Genomic DNA, 15839 nt, shown 5'->3' on the forward strand with positions numbered 1-15839 from the left:
TTTTGTTTTTCATCATCAAATATTTGTGTGATTTATTCTAATATTTCATCATCAATTTTTTCATATTTTTTATATAATTTTTCTAGTAATTCATCCTCGCTTCTTGCTTCTATTTCTATGGTATTCACAATTTTTTCCGATTCAATTTTTAAAATCCTATTTCCTAAAGATTCAATATATACCTTCATACTTTCCCCTCTTTCCTACATTTTTCTACTAAAATATCATCTATATTATACTTTTTTTCATCTTCAGCAACCATATACTGATTTACATTACTTTCCATCGGATATTTAAACGCTTTTTTCAATCTCTCATAGATCAAGCCACCTAAATCCTCTATTACTTTTTGCATAAAACTTGGTTCGTTAAACATCTTCACAAAGAATTGATCATTCTGTTCATAACGTGCTGCTGCTTTTTCTGGGAAATCTCTTTCAAAAAGTAACATAAATGTTTTCTTATCATTATTTGCAGCATAACTTTGCCATTGTTCTTCTGAAGCATAATCATTTTCTATTTGCATTAATACCTTATCCATTTCAGTAAACTGAGTACCAAAAATTGTATTAATTTTATCTATTAATACCGTTAATGGATCTTTTTTAATTTCTTTTCTACCAGCTTCTCCTTTGATTGGTGTAAAACCTTCAGCACTACCTTCTAAGGTTATACTCCCTTCAAAATCTTTTTCTAATTTATAATATTCTAGAAGAATTTTATCATCTAAATCAACAGGTTCTACTCCATTCTTAGGTAATTGTGTTAATAAGAATTTTGCATAAATTGAAAACTTATGAATATCTTTATCAAACATACGAGTCACTTGGGTTACAAAAGCATAAATTCTGTTAAATCTTGCTAAAGTAGATTTAAATAAATCTCTTTTCTCTTGATTTAAATCATTATATCTTTGCAATGCAGGTGTAATCTTACTTTGTAACCTTCCCATGTCATTACTCTTTTGATTATTTGAATAAAATATTTCTGCAAATTGTTCAACTTCTATTTCTCTATATACTTGATATTGATCAAGTGTATTTTTTATATCATAAATGACATTTGGATCAGTTTCCTCAGTTAAAACAGTTTCTTCGTAATATGGTTCAAATGATTTTTTAATATCTTCTGCACTATTTACAAAATCCAATACAAAAGTATCTTGTTTACCTCTAGCAGTTCTATTTAATCTAGATAATGTTTGAACGGCTTTTACACCTGATAATTTCTTATCTACAAACATTGTATGTAATAAAGGTTCATCAAAACCAGTTTGATATTTTTCTGCAACAATTAACATTCCATATTCATCTGTATGGAAAGCAGCAGGTAACGATTTTTCCTTAATTGTTTCACCATTTTTATTTTTGTTTATTGATTCCTCAGTATATGATGTACCTTCATCCATCACTTCTCCAGAGAATGCAACCAATACTTCTAAATCATCAAAACCTTTTTCTTTAATTTGTCGTTTAAATTCATTTACATAGCGAACTGCATGTAGTCTTGATGGAGTAACAACCATCGCCTTTGCTTTACCACCAATTTTATGCATAGTCACATTACGGAAATGCTCTAACATAATACTTGTTTTCTGTGAAATATTATGTGGATGTAATGTTTCATATTTCTTGATTGCTTTAACTCCTGAAGTTGTTTCCAGTTCTGGATCATCAGAAATGTTTTTAATAATCTTATAATACATGTTGTACGTCATATAATTTTTAAGCACATCAAGAATGAATCCTTCTTCTATTGCCTGTTTCATTGAATAAATATGGAATGGGTGATATTCACCATTTTCATCTTTAGAACCAAATAAATTCAATGTTCTTCCTTTAGGGGTTGCAGTAAACGCAAAGAATGATAAATTATCTTGTTTACCTTGTGCAGCCAATTCATCTAACAATTTATCTTCATCATCTTTACATGTTATTTCATCTTCGTATTCCAATTTAGCATATTCTTCTAATACTTTTTCAGTATCTGCTAATGCTCGTTTTAATTTCTTAGCTGAATCTCCACTTTGTGAGGAATGTGCTTCATCAATAATAACTGCAAAGCGTTTATTACCAGAATGAACTTGATTGTAAATAACAGGGAATTTTTGTAGTGTTGTAATAATGATTCCTGCGCCATCTTCAATAGCTTCTTTCAGTTGCTGTGCATTTTTATCAACTTTAACCACTATACCTTGAACATGATCAAATTGATAAACCGTATTTTGTAATTGACTATCTAATACTTTTCTATCAGTAACAATAATAACAGATTGAAATATCTTTTCATCATCATAATTATGTAACCCCGATAATCTATGTGCCAACCATGCAATTGAATTAGATTTTCCACTTCCTGCACTATGCTGAATCAAATAATTATTACCTGCGCCATTTTTCTTTACATCATCTAACAATTCTGTAACAACATCTAATTGGTGAAATCGTGGAAATATCATTCTTTCAGATTTTATATTTCCTTGTTCATCAAATTCTTGTTGAAGATGCATATACTTATGTAAGATTTCAAGTAAACGATCTTTGCATAACACTCTTTCCCATAAATATGATGTATCATATCCATCTTCATTAATTGGATTCCCTTTTCCACCAACTCTACCTGCTCCATTACTTCCTTGGTTGAATGGTAGGAAATATGTTTTTGTACCTTCAAGTCGAGTAGTCATATAAACATTAGTTAAATCAACAGCAAAATGCACTAATACACGATTCTTAAATTCAAAAATGGTATCTTTGCTTGCTCTATCAAACTTATACTGAGCAATTGCATTTGTAATGCTTTGTCCTGTAAATTGACACTTTAATTCCATTGAAACAACTGGAATACCATTTATAAACAATACAATATCAATACTATTTTCATTTAATAGCGAATAATGTAATTGTCTTGTACAATGTAAGATATTTGCCTCATATTGCATCAAACTCGTTTCATTAATACTTGTTTCAGGTTTCCAGAAAACAGCTTTAAAAGTTATACCTCTATCTTTAAAACCATAACGCAATACTTTTAATAAGCCATTCATTTTTACTTCACGATCAAATCTGGTAACAATTTGCTTTTCAGCATCATTACCATAAATAGTTTTATACTTTTCCCAGTTTCTTTCTTGACTTGTTTTAATGAATTCAACAAAAGTATCACAACCTAATCCTAGTTTTCTATCAAACTTCTTAGGGCTACCTTTTTTATACCCTCCTTTAGTTGCAAGATATTCCTCTATATCTTTTTCCAGTTGTATTTCTTTAATAGTTAAATCAGACATGATTACACCTCACTTTTTATTTTCTCTATTGCGTTCTTAATATTATCAATTAAACTCTTATATCTTTCGCTTAACAAATCTCCATAAGTTATTGGCAATAATTCTTCTGCTTCGTCAATATCAAAAAACGTTATTTTAGATGAAATTACGAAATTGTATTCTTTTTTTATTGAAAAATAAGTCTCAAGAACACTCTTCTCTATAAATCCTTCTTTTGAAAATTGCATAACTATTTCTAAAGTTTCAAATGGTAAAGTTTGTAAATTTCGAACAACTTTGTTTTCTGAATCAGTTTTATCAAAATCAACTTTTAGAACAATAAATTCTTTCACAATTTACTTATCATTCACCAGTTTCAAATTATCTAAACATTCAATATATGTGTTTATCAACAGCACTTTTGCAGTATTTCTTGAATTTTCTTCACGTTTTATTTTTCTATCATCTATTTCATTATATGAAATAAAATAAATTATTAAGGCAACTACTGCACTTGTAGCAATCCCTAAAATGTCATTATTCAAATTGGATACTGTTAATCCAATTTTACTTGGAATGTTAAAAAGATCAAACAAGATATATAGGCAAAAACCAACTATTAAAAACATAACTATATTTTTATATTTCTTCTTCATTCTTTAATCGCCTGCTTTTTCGGATTTTCTCACCCTTTTACAAATTGTTGCATAAATACAATCATTTCTATTATTTGTTTCTGTAATTTCAAAGCCAAACTTTTGATAAAAATGATGCAATCTATCTTTATGATTATTGTCCACTATCGATAATTCTCCCCTGATTTCTTGGTAATTACTGCTTTCTGCGTAGTTAAGTAGTTCTTCCATCATCATTGAACCAATGCCTTTATTTATATATTTCAATTACTAAATTCTGATATATCTCCGATTTTCAAATAATTTTCATTAACATATTTAAGAACTGTCATTGTAGCAATACGTTTTTCTCTGTCAAACACTTTAATATATAATGTTGTTTCATAATCATCCAATTTTAGATGAATATTCATTTTTCTATTAAATAATATATTCGAAACGTCCATTTATTCTACTTCCCTTTTCCCAGTAACACATTCGTATATTAAAGATTTTTTATAAGCTTCAACTTTTTCAATTTTTACTTCTTTCAACTTAATTGTTTTTTCTATTTCATTACATTTTTTATCAAGAAAATCAGCAATACTTGTTTGTTCTTCTAACTTAGGTAAATATAGTTTTATGTTGCGAGCAATATCTAAACTTATTCTAATTCTAGTTGTTCCTTTTGATTCTAACTCACATTCAACCATACCATATGTATTTAAACAATATAATACAAACCTTTTATCAACTTTAATTTCATTTGGAGAAAAGCGAATTGCATCAGCAGCAACTACATATTCATCATATAAATCATCTAATATGCATGCTCTACCTGCTGGCATCATTTTCGCAATTGCTATATCTCCTTTTAGTGCTGTATGTCTTTTTAATTGTAAATGTTTATCCCTCGTTATAAACTTCAATTTTTCTGTATAATGATTATATTTTTTTATATTAGTTAATTGTACTATTGGAACACCCTCATCAACATACTCCTCATTTTTCATGTCCGATCCAAAAGGCCCATCAACCATCGAATATTTCTTTGAAGAACATAATTGAGATAATTTGTATTTCTTCCAATCCTTTGGTATTTCATCTATCCATTTTAATTCACTTTTTACCATATTGACTTTTTTATTTAAACCTTTTGTTATCGTTATTTCAATAAGCGAATCTTTATATTCGTTTAGCTTTTCAATTTCTTCTTTTTCTTTTGCAATCATTCTATCAATCTTCTCACATTTATCATCAAGATAGTTTGCAATACTTTGTTGTTGTGTTAGATTTGGAAACGGAATATATATTTTTTTCATACTAGACCACTTTGTTGACCATAAATCGTTAACTATTCCATTACCCCATTTATAAAATTCATCTGCAAATAATTCTGAACGAAAAACATAATTATAATATTGATTAATCATATGATCTCTAGGTTTTAATACAGTATTTATCAACGAGCAAGAACCATCATAATTTGAAATTCCACACGACCCTCTCCTATCAGAGCGACTATTAATGACAAAATCATTCTTTCTAATTAACTTACGATTGTCATTATCATTTGATTTTGCAGCACTTTCCAATTGAAGAACAATTCCATTTTTAGTAACTGACAATGGTTCATAATCTTTATCACTTACTTTTATGTTTCTTTCATCATAAATATTTCCTATTTTTATTAATTTCCAATCCTTTGGTATCTCTCCAATCCATTCAATACCACTATCTTTCATTTCTCTCATAAATCAAAAATCTCCTTTAAACTACCATCTAATTCCTGTTCAAGTTCTAAGATTTCCTTCATGATTTCTTCAGATGGTCTAGGTGGTACATATTTATAGAAATATCTTGTGAATGGAATTTCATATCCAACTTTTGATTTCTTTTCATCAATCCAAGCATCAGAAACAAATGGTAATACTTCTCTATCAAAGTATTCTTGTATGTCTTCTTTTAAAGGAACATTTTCAGTATCTCTTAATGAAGAATCTGGTTGTGCTCTACCTTTCTTTAAAATAAGATTTCCTTCTTCATCTTTTAATGGTCTTTCAACTGTAATTTTTGTGTATCCAAAATCTTCATTATCAAATATTTTACTAATTTCACTTTCTTTAAAATCACCATAAATTTGTGTAATTTCATTAATATAGTGTTCTGGAATATCATTACGTTTATTCCCTAATGATTTTCTTCTCTTTTCATATAATCCGTTTGCATTAATAAGTTGCACCTTTCCTTCTCGGACTGTACCTTGTTTTTTATTTGATAGCACCCAGATATAAGTAGCAATACCAGTGTTATAGAAAATATCATTTGGTAACGCAACAATTGCTTCTAATAAATCATTTTCTAAAATGTATCTTCTAATTTCAGATGGACCACTTCCTGCATCTCCTGTAAATAATGGTGATCCATTATGAATAATCGCAATTCTACTTCCACCTTGACTAGGTTCTTTCATTTTTGAAATAGCAGTTAAAAGGAATAACATTTGACCATCCCCTGCAGCAGGTAATCCTGGTCCAAATCTTCCAGCAAAACCTTTTTTAGATTCTTTTAAAACTGCTTCTTTCTCATTTTTCCATTCTCTTCCAAAAGGTGGATTTGAAATAATATAATCAAATGTTTGCCCAGTAAATTTATCATCAGATAAAGTATTACCTTTTTTAATAAAATCTGCATCATTTTCTTTAATCAGCATATCTGCTTTACAAATTGCGAAAGTTTGATCGTTGATTTCTTGTCCAAAAGGAATTAATTTACTTGTATCATTTAATTCATTTAAATATTCTTCCGCAACACTTAACATACCACCTGTTCCACATGCAGGGTCATAAATTGTTTTCGCTACATTAGAATCAGCTAGTTGTTGATTTTCGTTATTAAATAAAATATTTACCATAAGTCTAATAACTTCTCTAGGTGTATAGTGTTGTCCTGCATCTTCATTATGAGCTTCTGAGAATCTTCTAATAATTTCTTCAAAGATATATCCCATTTCTAAATTTGAAACAACATCAGGATGTAAATTTGCTCTAGGTGTAGTAAATTCTTTAATTACTAAATATAATATTCCATTCTCTGCCATTTTTGTAATATGGTTATCAAATCTAAAGTTATCGTAAATATCTAACACATTTTGAGAAAATCCATTCAAAAAATCTCTAAAGTTAATTTCGATATTGTCTGGATCATCAAGTAATTTCTCAAAAGTATATTTGCTTGTATTATAAAATTGGTGTTTAGAAACTTGACGTAATAACACATCCTTCATAGGAACATTTTTTACTGTTTTATACTTTTCAACTACTTTTTCTTTTGTATCTGCTAATATACAATCAAATCTTCTTAACACAGTTAATGGAAGAATGATTTCTCCATATTCATGTGGTTTATAGACTCCTGTTAATTTATCTGCTATAGCCCAGATTAATGCTGCTTTTTCACTTACGTTAGCACTTAAACTCATTTGTATTCCCTCCATTTGTAAAAGTCATTTTTTCTCCATTTGGTAAAGTGAAAGTCTGTTCATATGTCATCCCTAATACATTAGCAATCAATATAAATTCTTCATCAGAGATAGAATCTCTTTTTAATTTACCATTGAGATTTTGTGGAGTTTGACCAGTGCGTCTAGCTAACTCAGCTATACTAATATTCAATTTTGCACAAATCATCCTAATTTTATCTGCACTTGGCATAAAACAACCTCCTAGCTCTTATAATTATAAACTTTTTAGTTTATATTAACAATATATTTTTAGTTATATTACTTAATTTATATCAGTTTATAAACTTTTTAGTTTATATAATAGAATTTCATAAAAAAACCAGCATATTCCTACACTGAGTTCTCATTACTATTCATAAATTAATTCATTTAATATAACTTCATTTACACAAACTTTAATGTTATTCATTTCTTGTACCCATAACATTTGGTCTTGTGCTTTTAGTACTTCTGTTATATTTCTTTGTTTCTTGTATTGGTCTACAAGTCTGTCATACATATTACTTGCTTGTATATCTATTTGCTCAAGATAATCAAACAATGTACCTTTTGCCATTAAAAGAACATATTCATCTGGATGATACATCTTCATGTATTCTATCTTTTTCGTACCAAAATAATCTAATTCTTTTACATTTACATGTAAATCTGGGTATAAAATACCACCAACTTCTATATAGTCTAGTTTTTTCATATTCAAATTCCCCTCTATTTATCGTACTTTTTTGATGTCGATCCGACTTGTAACGACATATAGTTTTTCTACTTATTTTTCATATGTGGAAAACCACAACCAAAAGCATTTTAAATGCTTCTTTAGCAAATACTGAATGAGGTTTATTAGCTGGCATTACCAATGTCTCACCTTGTTTTAAAATAAATTCTTCACCATTCACAACAAATTTCCCAATTCCTTGTAAAACTGTACCCATGGTTCATCACCAGATGAACCATGGGTTCCAATTTCTTCACCTTTATCAAAAGAAAATACAGTAATACTTAAAGCCTCATTTTGAGCTAAAGTTTTACTAACTACTTGTCCTGTTTGAACTTCTACTTGACTAGCTAAAGTAATAATTTGTTCATGAGGAATATTTTTAATATATGTACTATTCATATTAAGCCTCCTATTTTATATCTATATTATACAATAACCTTAAAAAATTATAGCTAAAGACTAAATCTAATATAAATATTCTAAGTGTGCTCCCTCATATTATCATCAACAATCTCTGCTAGTTATAGAAGCATAAAAAGCTACTGATAAAATAACAATGCCACCTACTAATTCTCTCACCCCTAAAGTTTCTTTCAACAAAATATATGCAAATACAATACTATATACTGTCTCCATTCCAGATATAATTCCTGCTGTTTGAACTTTTACCTTTTTTAAACTACTTACATAAATACTATGAGCTAATGCTGTACAAATAATTCCTAAAAATATAAGTGCTAATAAATCTGTAGCGTTTGGTACCGCTTTAACAATAAATAAAGCTGGAAACAAAGTAATTGCTGCTATCCCTTGTTCATATAAACAAATTATTCTTCCTGAATATCTATTAGAAAAATAACGGTTCATTAAACATAAAACAGCATAACTTAACGAACCCATCAAACCTATGATAATTGCTAAAGTTACTTGATTATCTAAAGTAAATTCAGGAATTGTAATTAATATTCCTAAAAATATAATTAATGCTAGAATAATATCTTTTATTCTTAATTTTTCTTTATATATAATTGGTTCTAAAAAAGTAACAAACAGTGGAAATGTAGAAAAAGTAATTGTTCCAATTGCAACTGTAGACATTTGAATAGTTTGTAAAAAAGTAAACCAGTGAATTGCCATTATAACCCCAGCTATTATCATTAACGCATAATCCCGCTTATTAGCTAAAAATATTTTTTCTTTTTTTACTAAAATAATTATTAATAAAAAAATTGAAGAAAAAAATACACGACCAAATGTAACTATAACAGCAGGAAGTGAAACAAATTTACCAATTATACCTGCTAACCCAAATAACATTACTGCTAAATGTAATAAAAAAATTTCTTTATTCTTCATATTACTACTCCATTCATTATAATTACTACCTAACTTTTATAATACGATATAATAAACTGCATTTCTACTATAACAATAATTTGAGTTTCACGATTCATATAAGACAGCAGATTTCTTAATCATGACATACCCATCATAATTTAAAAATCTTGGCAATATTTACCAAGATCAATCACTAAACATTAAATCACATATATAATAATACATAAAAAATGAAATACACTTCCTAATAAAATCCATAGATGCCAAATACTATGCATATAACGATACTTATTTTGAAGTCCATAGAATATCGTACCTACTGTATATGCAATCCCACCAAGTACAAGCAATATAATACCACTATATCCTATAGCTAAAGGTAATAAATTAAATTTAAAAATAATACACCAGCCCATTGCTAAATAACAGATCATTGAAAACTTTTCGTTGCTTTCAATATCAATTGCATTTAAAACAATACCCAAAATTGTACATCCCCATACTACAGAAAAAATTGTCCAAGCCCAAAATGAATCTATCGGCCTAATTGAGCATAAAACAATTGGTGTATATGTTCCTGCAATTAAAACAAAAATTGAACAATGATCCATGATTTGGAACACCTTTTTACTTTTTGTATTTGGTGATAACCCATGATAAATACTACTCATAGTATATAAAAGAATCATCGAAACACCATATATTATCCCTGAAGCTATTCCATAACCATTTCCTCTAATCGCCCCAAATACAATACACAGCACTAATACAGCTATTCCAAAAGCTCCACCAACAATGTGAGTAACCATATTAAATATTTCTTCACCTCGTGTATAATCTGGTAATACACGATCATCTAATTTTGTCCTCTTCATTAAATCACCCCAATTCATAATTATGAATCATATTTTAAATTAATGTCTAATTAAATTTATCATCTTTTTATTGGTTATATTCTACTCTCTAAATTATTTTATATCAATAATAATTATTATACTGTATAACCTAAAAGAGGCAATATCTAAATCAGATATGCCTCAATAAATTTTCTATTCAAATATATTTATACTTCCTTCAACTTCTGTTAAAGCACCTGGTATCAATTCACATCCAAGAATAAACTGATCAGGAATCTCAGTGTTATTTACAATTTTAAATTCACTTATTTGACGATATCCAAACTTTCCATAATAATTTGGATCCCCAACTAAAAACACAGCTTTATAACCTATCCTTAAAGCTTCTTTATGTGCATATTTTATTAAAGCTCCACCTATCCCATTATTTCGATTCTCTAATTTCACACATAATGGTGCTACAAGCAATCCTAAATAATCACCATTATTTGTATCAATAACTTGGTGAGTCATCATGATATGACCAATTAACTCGTTTTCATTTTCACAAACAAATTCGAGTTCAGGAATAAAATTATCACTATCACGTAATTTTAATACAAAATCTTGTTCATTACCATCTGATACCTTTGCTGTTTCAAATGCTATTTTTACTAATTGATAAATATTTTGATAATCTTTTACATCAGCTAATCTAAATTTCAATTTCTTTCTCCAATTTTATAATATTACTTTTTTCATTAAATAATTATTAATATTTACTCCATCTAATTCAACAGTTTGCTCTTTAACTACTTTATAACCTCTTTTTTCAAAGAAGGGTTTGGCAGTAATTGAAGAATGAACTGTCAACTCTTTTATTTCTTTGTTGTAATTCTCTAATTTATCACAAAGTAGTGTTGCTATATGTCTTCGCTGATAATTTTTATGAACATATAAATGATCTAAGTAACCATTTTTATCAATATTTCCATATCCAACAATTTTATTATTTTCAATAGCTACAATTGTATACAATGAATAAAAAAAATTATCTTGTTTTAGAAGAACATTTCGGCGATTAGACCATACCCTAATTTGCTCATCATTATAATCATATTTATTTATTATTGTAATTGTTTCATAAAACAATTCACAAATTTCTTTTAAATCAGAAGACTGGTATTCTCTAAATTTCATTTTTCTTACCACTAACAATAATTTTATATATTTTACTTTTTACCATTGCAATATCTTCATTACATAATAATGGTAATAAATCTATTAAATCTTCTTTATCATAATCCCACCATTTTAATTCTTCCAATAATTCTATCATTTCATCATCAAAACGCTTTTTTATTACACGTGCAGGATTCCCCCCAACAACACAGTAAGCAGGAACATCTTTTGTTACAACAGAATAGGCAGCAATAATTGCTCCATTTTGAATTTTAACGCCTGGCATAATTACACTTTCACGTCCAATCCAAACATCATTACCTACTATAATATCCCCTTTACGTGGCAATTGCTGTAAATGAGGTGGTGTCTTATCTTTCCATACCCCTCCAAATACATTAAAAGGGTATGTTGAAATACTACTTATTCGATGATTTGCACTTCCCATAATAAATTTCGTTCCACAAGCAATTGAACAAAATTTACCAATAATTAATTTATCTCCAAATTCAGGCCAATTAAATAATACATTATTTTTTTCAAATCCAGTTGGGTCAACTGGATCATCATAATAAGTATATTCTCCAATAAATATATTTGGTGCTGTAATAACATTTTTGATATAACATGATGTTTTATACTGATTAGGATAAACATCATCTGGATTTGGTATATTTTTCATTTTATTTTTCTCCTTTTTATTCATCACATCCTTCCACCTATAAATACCGTTGCTACTGCTTTTAACATCCTAATTTTTTTCATCTTATCACCTAACCATCTTAGCTTCCTTTATTTTTTATCTGCCTTGGCACTTTAATTTATTATCTTTATTAAATCAAGATTCCATTACAATGATCTATTTCATGTTGAATAATTTGAGCAGAATAACTATTAAATGTCTTAATCTTTTTTTTAAAATTTTCATCATAAAAAGCTACTTTTATCTTTTCATAGCGTTTTGTTTTTCTTGTACCTGAGTGTGATAAGCATCCTTCCTCAGTTTCATATGACTGTCCCATTATCCTAATAATTTCAGGATTAATCATCACTAAATATCTCCCATTATCATTAATAACAATAATCTTTTTATTTACTCCAATCATATTAGCTGCCATACCTACACAATGAGTCTCATGAGCTTTAATTGTATCTAATAAATCCTGAACAATTGATAAATCATCTTTAGTTGCCAATATTGATTTTTGACTTAATATAAATTGATCTGTGACTATTTCTCTTATCATTTATACCCTCCAATTAACTTTTAATCTTATCATAACATCAATATCCTAATATCACAATAAAGTCTATTATCTAAATAATCTCTATAAAACAACTCATTTCTTTTCAAATTATTAATAACAAAATTAAAAGATTTTGTTTATTTCCCAGGAAATTTTAGAATAAATGAAGAAAATTGCCAAACTTAATTACACAATATACAAATAAAAAGCTATTTAAATATTATTATATTTCTATATCAGTATTATCTAAAACAATATCAGCTTGTTCATATATTTTAAAAAACTTAAAATAATCATTTTCCATTGGAATCCAAATATCTTTAAATCTTTCAAACATATCAATACCATTTCTTTTAATAATTCTTTTTGTTTGAATATCAGAACTTATTTTTAAAGCAATCTTATAATCATAGTATCCTATTAAATCATGATGCATACTATATGAACCCTCTATAATATTTATATTTTTATAATTCATTTTTACAACATTATTCTCTAACCTCATTCTAGTACAATCAAATCTTCGATACCATACTTCCTGTTGTTTAGTTAATGGCATAAGCACTTCATTTTTAAAACGTTCATGATCTATATTTTCCCCAATACTATTTAAACGTTTTTCATTTCGTTGAAACAACTGTAAAAAAAAGTCATCCATATGAAAAATATTACAATCATAAATCATATCAAGTATATTAGCCAATGTACTTTTACCTGAGGCACTCATTCCATCTATTGCAATCTTTATTTCTGATTTAACTAATAATAATTTATTAATTTCTAATAATATTGGATAATAATATGCAAATTCTACTTTCATAACTCGATAATGAGGTTTATATGTTTCTCTATAAATATTACTATGACTAATTATAGGACAATTCTGTTGAAGATAATTATCAATTTCATTATTTAAATCAATAATTGGTAAATCTATTTGTCTGATTTGTTTTAAAGTCCTAATTAATTCTTCTTTACTTCCATTATGATGATACGCTGAACAAACAAATAATTGATTAATTGTATATAATTCAATTTCATCAGCATTAAATAAGTGGAAACGAACTAGATTATTTCCTATTGGTTCTATTTGATATGTTTTATTATTTAAATTTTGACATTCTTGTTTTAAATGATTATAGGTTTGTGATGAATTCTTAATTATATGTTCACCTGCAAATTCACTTTGAAATAACAGCTTAATTATATCCTTACCTGTCATTAATGGATAAGAGCTTAAATGTGCTAAAATAATTTCTTTCATGATTATTTTCCAATTAATTTAACCTTCTGTAAAACTACAATCAACACAGGTATTAAAATTATTTGTAAAATGATACCTGGAACAGCATTACTAAATGCGCCTGCAACAAACACTGATATTCCAAATACCTGCCCACTAAATCCACATAATATTGCACTTACTAATCCCCAAATAATCCGTCCACCAATCATTGAAACAATTAAAGAAAAATAAATATCAAACACTTTTTTATCACTTCTATTATATAAATATCCACTAATCATTCCATAAGCAGCTAACTCAAATGCCATTGCTATAGCAGTAGGAAACATAGGCGGCATTGTAAATATCAAACTTCTTAGCAATGGTAAAATAAATCCCACAATCAACCCTAATGGTGCCCCACATACAAAACCACAAATAATTACTGGTATATGCATAGGTAATAACATACTTCCAATTGATGGTATTTGCATAGTAAAAAACGGTAAAACAAAACCTAAAGCTAAAAATAGAGCTGACAATACAATATTCCTTACTGAAAATCCTTTCATCATCTTTCTTCCTTTCATTTAAACATGAAAAAAAGCCATAAATGTATTACACTTACATGTGTAATTCAACACCTTCATGGCATGAAATAGATTATCTTCCTGATAACTGTTTTAGCTTTATTCATGTATAAAAAGTATAACAAGCTCATAGTTTTTTGTCAACTATCAAACTAAAATGATCAGGATAAACATCATTAAAGTATCAAAATGCAATTGATATTTTTAATAACAACAATCAGACATAACTATTTATAATATTATGCCTAAATATGCTAACATCTTGATTGTCTTTTTTACTAATTACTATTATCTATTCTTTCTTTAAATGCTTCAAATTCATCTTCTTCAAATATATATTTGTTTATTAACTTTAACTGTTTTTCACTTAATCCTTCTATCCATTCACTACATTCCTGATGGTATCTTTCTTTAATCATTTCTACTTTTTCCTTTTTCATTCCTTGTTTTTCCCCCTGTTTTATTCCAATTTTAATTCCTTCTTCTAATCCCTTATTATGATACTCATCTTTAAATGATTCTGTTCTTATTTTCGCTAATGCTAACTGATTCGCTATTGACCACATTGGCTCATTATTTCTAAACTTGTCATACATCTTTACCACCATCCCGATTATGTCTTCTTCTTTCTCTTTTATTATACCAGTATATTCATTCTTTATAAACAGATAACATAACCTTTCCAAATCATTTAACTCTTTAACCTCTTTTTCTTTTAAGATCTTTTCAATATGTTTCATCTTAATAAAATAGCGATAGTTTAAATTACCATTCTCCATTCTTCCATCACTGTCTCTAAATGCATAATCCCTAATCAGACAATTGTCATCATCATTGATAAAGATGATTTGATATACTGGTCTTAACATATTATACTTTTCCCCCTCATCTAACTGTTCTACTAGAAGTCTGGCTCCATAAAACTGAAATCTTGCTGTTTCACTGTTAGAACTGCCTGCCATCTGCATTTCTATGTCAATAATTCTGCCAGTTTCATCAACAGCACAAATATCTAAAATAATATTTTTAGCAAGAACAGTATTTTGATTGATTTCAGGATTTTTAACAATCATTTTTTTACAGTCAATATTGGTAACGAGTTTAACGATATACTTTCTTAACATTTTAGATTCAGCAGTATCTCTGGAAAGAAGATATTTAAAGAAAAGATCGTTATTAAATTTAACTAAATCATTTTGATAATTAATTACTTCACTCATACAATAATCCTCCTATTATTTTTTACAAAATAATCAGGAGGATTACTTTTAAAAATCAAATGTCACTAAAAAATACTATTA

At 27.7% G+C, this 15839-nt stretch carries 21 protein-coding genes; all 21 read right to left on the reverse strand.

Features of this window, described 5'->3' with window-relative positions:
* Nucleotides 1–32: 32 nt before the first annotated feature.
* The 21 genes from BMW96_RS14110 to BMW96_RS07240 all read right to left on the reverse strand — a co-directional run bounded on the left by BMW96_RS14110 (nucleotide 33) and on the right by BMW96_RS07240 (nucleotide 15758).
* Nucleotides 33–188 carry a hypothetical protein gene (locus BMW96_RS14110; RefSeq protein ID WP_157796070.1) on the reverse strand — a complete coding sequence of 52 codons (156 nt, stop codon included), beginning with the start codon at nucleotides 186–188 and terminating at the stop codon, nucleotides 33–35.
* On the reverse strand, nucleotides 185–3286 hold the full coding sequence (locus BMW96_RS07150; protein WP_092353941.1) for a type I restriction endonuclease subunit R: 3102 nt from the start codon (nucleotides 3284–3286) through the stop codon (nucleotides 185–187). The genes BMW96_RS14110 and BMW96_RS07150 overlap by 4 nt, the downstream gene beginning before the upstream one ends.
* Nucleotides 3287–3288: 2 nt before the next feature.
* On the reverse strand, nucleotides 3289–3618 hold the full coding sequence (locus BMW96_RS07155) for a hypothetical protein (protein WP_092353943.1): 330 nt from the start codon (nucleotides 3616–3618) through the stop codon (nucleotides 3289–3291).
* Between the two features lie 3 nt (nucleotides 3619–3621).
* Complete coding sequence (locus BMW96_RS07160) at nucleotides 3622–3921, reverse strand: hypothetical protein (RefSeq protein ID WP_092353945.1); 300 nt, start codon at nucleotides 3919–3921, stop codon at nucleotides 3622–3624.
* Between the two features lie 3 nt (nucleotides 3922–3924).
* The gene (locus BMW96_RS14670; RefSeq protein WP_092353947.1) at nucleotides 3925–4167 is read right to left on the reverse strand and encodes a GNAT family N-acetyltransferase; all 243 of its coding nucleotides are present in this window, start codon (nucleotides 4165–4167) and stop codon (nucleotides 3925–3927) included.
* Nucleotides 4164–4346: a hypothetical protein gene (locus BMW96_RS07170; protein WP_092353948.1), complete on the reverse strand. Its 183-nt coding sequence runs from the start codon at nucleotides 4344–4346 to the stop codon at nucleotides 4164–4166. The genes BMW96_RS14670 and BMW96_RS07170 overlap by 4 nt, the downstream gene beginning before the upstream one ends.
* Nucleotides 4347–5633 carry a restriction endonuclease subunit S gene (locus tag BMW96_RS07175; protein ID WP_092353950.1) on the reverse strand — a complete coding sequence of 429 codons (1287 nt, stop codon included), beginning with the start codon at nucleotides 5631–5633 and terminating at the stop codon, nucleotides 4347–4349. It lies immediately after the preceding gene.
* On the reverse strand, nucleotides 5630–7360 hold the full coding sequence (locus BMW96_RS07180; protein WP_092353952.1) for a type I restriction-modification system subunit M: 1731 nt from the start codon (nucleotides 7358–7360) through the stop codon (nucleotides 5630–5632). Before BMW96_RS07180 ends, BMW96_RS07175 begins: the two co-directional genes overlap by 4 nt.
* Entirely contained in the window at nucleotides 7344–7592 is a 249-nt protein-coding gene (locus BMW96_RS07185; RefSeq protein WP_092353954.1) for a helix-turn-helix domain-containing protein, read from the reverse strand. Before BMW96_RS07185 ends, BMW96_RS07180 begins: the two co-directional genes overlap by 17 nt.
* A gap of 159 nt (nucleotides 7593–7751) precedes the next feature.
* Nucleotides 7752–8096, reverse strand: coding sequence for a TnpV protein (locus BMW96_RS07190; protein WP_092353956.1), 345 nt, complete (start codon nucleotides 8094–8096; stop codon nucleotides 7752–7754).
* 79 nt (nucleotides 8097–8175) lie between these two features.
* A complete protein-coding gene (locus BMW96_RS14475; protein ID WP_244881279.1) occupies nucleotides 8176–8298 on the reverse strand; it encodes a cupin domain-containing protein in 123 nt (40 codons plus the stop codon).
* Nucleotides 8295–8519 carry a cupin domain-containing protein gene (locus tag BMW96_RS07195; RefSeq protein WP_244881280.1) on the reverse strand — a complete coding sequence of 75 codons (225 nt, stop codon included), beginning with the start codon at nucleotides 8517–8519 and terminating at the stop codon, nucleotides 8295–8297. Before BMW96_RS07195 ends, BMW96_RS14475 begins: the two co-directional genes overlap by 4 nt.
* A gap of 105 nt (nucleotides 8520–8624) precedes the next feature.
* A complete protein-coding gene (locus BMW96_RS07200; RefSeq protein WP_092353958.1) occupies nucleotides 8625–9476 on the reverse strand; it encodes a DMT family transporter in 852 nt (283 codons plus the stop codon).
* A gap of 182 nt (nucleotides 9477–9658) precedes the next feature.
* The gene (gene trhA / locus BMW96_RS07205; RefSeq protein WP_092353960.1) at nucleotides 9659–10333 is read right to left on the reverse strand and encodes a PAQR family membrane homeostasis protein TrhA; all 675 of its coding nucleotides are present in this window, start codon (nucleotides 10331–10333) and stop codon (nucleotides 9659–9661) included.
* A 174-nt stretch (nucleotides 10334–10507) separates the two neighbouring features.
* Nucleotides 10508–11020, reverse strand: coding sequence for a GNAT family N-acetyltransferase (locus BMW96_RS07210; protein WP_092353962.1), 513 nt, complete (start codon nucleotides 11018–11020; stop codon nucleotides 10508–10510).
* 15 nt (nucleotides 11021–11035) lie between these two features.
* Nucleotides 11036–11494 (reverse strand): GNAT family N-acetyltransferase, encoded by a 459-nt coding sequence (locus tag BMW96_RS07215; RefSeq protein WP_177165825.1) that lies wholly within the window; start codon nucleotides 11492–11494, stop codon nucleotides 11036–11038.
* The gene (locus tag BMW96_RS07220) at nucleotides 11484–12158 is read right to left on the reverse strand and encodes a CatB-related O-acetyltransferase (RefSeq protein ID WP_172471830.1); all 675 of its coding nucleotides are present in this window, start codon (nucleotides 12156–12158) and stop codon (nucleotides 11484–11486) included. The genes BMW96_RS07215 and BMW96_RS07220 overlap by 11 nt, the downstream gene beginning before the upstream one ends.
* A 151-nt stretch (nucleotides 12159–12309) precedes the next feature.
* Nucleotides 12310–12723, reverse strand: coding sequence for a peptide deformylase (locus BMW96_RS07225; protein ID WP_092353968.1), 414 nt, complete (start codon nucleotides 12721–12723; stop codon nucleotides 12310–12312).
* Between the two features lie 223 nt (nucleotides 12724–12946).
* Nucleotides 12947–13987: a uridine kinase family protein gene (locus BMW96_RS14115; RefSeq protein ID WP_177165826.1), complete on the reverse strand. Its 1041-nt coding sequence runs from the start codon at nucleotides 13985–13987 to the stop codon at nucleotides 12947–12949.
* Nucleotides 13988–13989: 2 nt separating this feature from the next.
* Nucleotides 13990–14523 (reverse strand): ECF transporter S component, encoded by a 534-nt coding sequence (locus tag BMW96_RS07235; RefSeq protein WP_244881281.1) that lies wholly within the window; start codon nucleotides 14521–14523, stop codon nucleotides 13990–13992.
* 293 nt (nucleotides 14524–14816) lie between these two features.
* Complete coding sequence (locus tag BMW96_RS07240; RefSeq protein WP_092353972.1) at nucleotides 14817–15758, reverse strand: PD-(D/E)XK nuclease family transposase; 942 nt, start codon at nucleotides 15756–15758, stop codon at nucleotides 14817–14819.
* Between the last annotated feature and the right edge of the window lie 81 nt (nucleotides 15759–15839).

This window comes from Thomasclavelia cocleata, assembly GCF_900102365.1.
In the GTDB taxonomy this organism is placed as follows: Bacteria; Bacillota_I; Bacilli_A; order Erysipelotrichales; family Coprobacillaceae; genus Thomasclavelia; species Thomasclavelia cocleata.

Bases quoted from the DNA above. Each gene is read 5' to 3' on its own strand.
- BMW96_RS07170 (WP_092353948.1), bottom strand. From the start codon at position 4,346: ATGGACGTTTCGAATATATTATTTAATAGAAAAATGAATATTCATCTA.
- BMW96_RS14110 (WP_157796070.1), bottom strand. From the start codon at position 188: ATGAAGGTATATATTGAATCTTTAGGAAATAGGATTTTAAAAATTGAA.
- BMW96_RS07175 (WP_092353950.1), bottom strand. From the start codon at position 5,633: ATGAGAGAAATGAAAGATAGTGGTATTGAATGGATTGGAGAGATACCA.
- BMW96_RS07150 (WP_092353941.1), bottom strand. From the start codon at position 3,286: ATGTCTGATTTAACTATTAAAGAAATACAACTGGAAAAAGATATAGAG.
- BMW96_RS14115 (WP_177165826.1), bottom strand. From the start codon at position 13,987: ATGAAAGAAATTATTTTAGCACATTTAAGCTCTTATCCATTAATGACA.
- BMW96_RS07220 (WP_172471830.1), bottom strand. From the start codon at position 12,158: ATGAAAAATATACCAAATCCAGATGATGTTTATCCTAATCAGTATAAA.
- BMW96_RS07160 (WP_092353945.1), bottom strand. From the start codon at position 3,921: ATGAAGAAGAAATATAAAAATATAGTTATGTTTTTAATAGTTGGTTTT.
- BMW96_RS07180 (WP_092353952.1), bottom strand. From the start codon at position 7,360: ATGAGTTTAAGTGCTAACGTAAGTGAAAAAGCAGCATTAATCTGGGCT.
- BMW96_RS07235 (WP_244881281.1), bottom strand. From the start codon at position 14,523: ATGATGAAAGGATTTTCAGTAAGGAATATTGTATTGTCAGCTCTATTT.
- BMW96_RS07240 (WP_092353972.1), bottom strand. From the start codon at position 15,758: ATGAGTGAAGTAATTAATTATCAAAATGATTTAGTTAAATTTAATAAC.
- BMW96_RS07185 (WP_092353954.1), bottom strand. From the start codon at position 7,592: ATGCCAAGTGCAGATAAAATTAGGATGATTTGTGCAAAATTGAATATT.
- BMW96_RS07225 (WP_092353968.1), bottom strand. From the start codon at position 12,723: ATGATAAGAGAAATAGTCACAGATCAATTTATATTAAGTCAAAAATCA.
- BMW96_RS07215 (WP_177165825.1), bottom strand. From the start codon at position 11,494: ATGAAATTTAGAGAATACCAGTCTTCTGATTTAAAAGAAATTTGTGAA.
- BMW96_RS07200 (WP_092353958.1), bottom strand. From the start codon at position 9,476: ATGAAGAATAAAGAAATTTTTTTATTACATTTAGCAGTAATGTTATTT.
- trhA (WP_092353960.1), bottom strand. From the start codon at position 10,333: ATGAAGAGGACAAAATTAGATGATCGTGTATTACCAGATTATACACGA.
- BMW96_RS07190 (WP_092353956.1), bottom strand. From the start codon at position 8,096: ATGAAAAAACTAGACTATATAGAAGTTGGTGGTATTTTATACCCAGAT.
- BMW96_RS07195 (WP_244881280.1), bottom strand. From the start codon at position 8,519: ATGAATAGTACATATATTAAAAATATTCCTCATGAACAAATTATTACT.